The organism is Pseudomonas sp. Sample_10 (genome assembly GCF_004321495.1).
Taxonomy (GTDB): domain Bacteria; phylum Pseudomonadota; class Gammaproteobacteria; order Pseudomonadales; family Pseudomonadaceae; genus Aquipseudomonas.
Genome location: NZ_RCOE01000221.1, coordinates 1 through 1,981, shown reverse-complemented (window position 1 = coordinate 1,981; position 1,981 = coordinate 1). Strand labels below are relative to the sequence as shown.

2 protein-coding genes are annotated in these 1,981 nt (G+C 61.0%); both read left to right on the top strand.

The genetic code is table 11. From position 1 onward, the window contains the following. A partial coding sequence (locus D8U18_RS22370) for an extracellular solute-binding protein (protein WP_131108422.1) occupies positions 1–612 on the top strand: 612 nt, incomplete at its 5' end. A 323-nt stretch (positions 613–935) separates the two neighbouring features. Continuing rightward, the coding region (locus D8U18_RS22365; RefSeq protein WP_131108421.1) for an ABC transporter permease at positions 936–1,981 on the top strand (1,046 nt) is incomplete at its 3' end.

Below are 1,981 nucleotides of genomic sequence, written 5' to 3'. Positions count from 1 at the left end.
TGGGCGGATTTCTGGGACACCAAGCAGTTCCCGGGCAAGCGCGGCCTGCGCAAAGGCGCCAAGTACACCCTGGAATTCGCACTGATGGCCGACGGCGTTGCGCCCAAAGACGTCTACAAAGTGCTGGCCGGCAAGGACGGTCAGGATCGCGCGTTCAAGAAACTCGATGAGCTCAAGCCAAACATCCAGTGGTGGGAAGCCGGCGCACAGCCGCCGCAGTACCTCGCTTCCGGTGACGTGGTCATGAGTTCGGCCTACAACGGCCGTATCGCTGCCGTGCAGAAAGAAAGCAACCTGAAAGTGGTGTGGAACGGCGGCATCTACGACTTCGACGCATGGGCCATTCCAAAAGGTCTGGACGCCAAGCGTGCCGAAGCGGCGAAGAAATTCATCGCTTTCTCGGTTCAGCCACAGCAGCAGAAGACCTACTCGGAAAACATCGCCTACGGCCCGGCCAACACCCAAGCCGTACCGTTGCTGGCCAAGGATGTCCTGAAAGACATGCCGACCACCCCGGAAAACATCGCCAACCAGGTGCAGATCGACGTCAGCTTCTGGGCTGACAACGGCGAGCAACTGGAACAGCGCTTCAATTCCTGGGCTGCGAAGTAACTGGAGGGCTCGCCCTCCTGTGAGGGCGAGCTTTTGTGGCGAGGGAGCTTGCTCCCGCTTGAGTGCGCAGCACTCACAAAATTGGCAGTGCCAACTCGATTTTGGGGCCGCTTCGCAGCCCAGCGCGAGCAAGCTCGCTCGCCACAAGGAATGGATGATCGTTCCCACGCTCTGCGTGGGAATGCCGCCCGGGACGCTCCGCGTCCCTGTGACGCAGAGCGTCACTGGATGCGTTCCCACGCAGAGCGTGGGAACGATCAGTACCAAAAATTCGAAGCGGTATTTACCACTTCTGCAATGACCAAAGATTTCCGGAGTACGCCATGGCTATCGCCGTTCCCGTGAACGCGGGTACTGACCCCACCTTGAAGCAGCGGCTCAAGCATGCCGAGCGGGTCAACCGCTGGAAGGCCCAGGCCCTGATCGCGCCATTGGTGCTGTTTCTGTTGCTGGTGTTCCTGGTGCCGATCGTGGCGCTGCTCTACAAAAGCGTGGGCAACCCGGAAGTGGTCGGCGGCATGCCGCGCACCGTGTCCGCCATCGCCAGTTGGGACGGCCGCGGCCTGCCCGCTGAACCGGTTTACAAAGCGGCCGCCGAAGACCTCGCCGAAGCCCGCAAGAATCAAACGCTGGGCGATTTGTCCAAGCGCCTGAACATGGAACTGGCCGGCTACCGCAGCCTGCTGACCAAAACCGCCCGCGCCTTGCCGCTTGCCACCGAGCCGGCCTCTTATAAAGAAGCGCTGGAAGGTCTCGATGAGCGCTGGGGCGATCCGGCCTACTGGCAAGCGGTACGTCGCAACACCAGCAGCATTACCCCGTACTACTTGCTGGCCGCCGTCGATCACCGTATCGACGACCTCGGCGAAATCGCCCCGGCCACTCCGGACCAGGCGATCTACCTCGACATCTTCGCCCGTACCTTCTGGATGGGCCTGATCATCACCGTGATCTGCCTGGTATTGGCCTATCCGCTGGCTTACCTGCTGGCGAACCTGCCGTCGCGCCAGAGCAACCTGCTGATGATTCTGGTGCTGCTGCCGTTCTGGACCTCGATTCTGGTACGGGTCGCCGCGTGGATCGTGTTGCTGCAATCGGGTGGCCTGATCAACAGCGGTCTGATGGCCATGGGCATCATCGACAAGCCGATCGAACTGGTGTTCAACCGCGTCGGGGTCTACATCTCGATGGTGCACATCCTGCTGCCGTTCATGATCCTGCCGATCTACAGCGTGATGAAAGGCATCTCGCCGACCTACATGCGCGCCGCGATTTCCCTCGGTTGCCATCCGTTCGCCAGTTTCTGGCGGGTGTACTTCCCGCAGACCTATGCCGGTGTCGGCGCCGGTTGCCTGTTGGTGTTCATCCT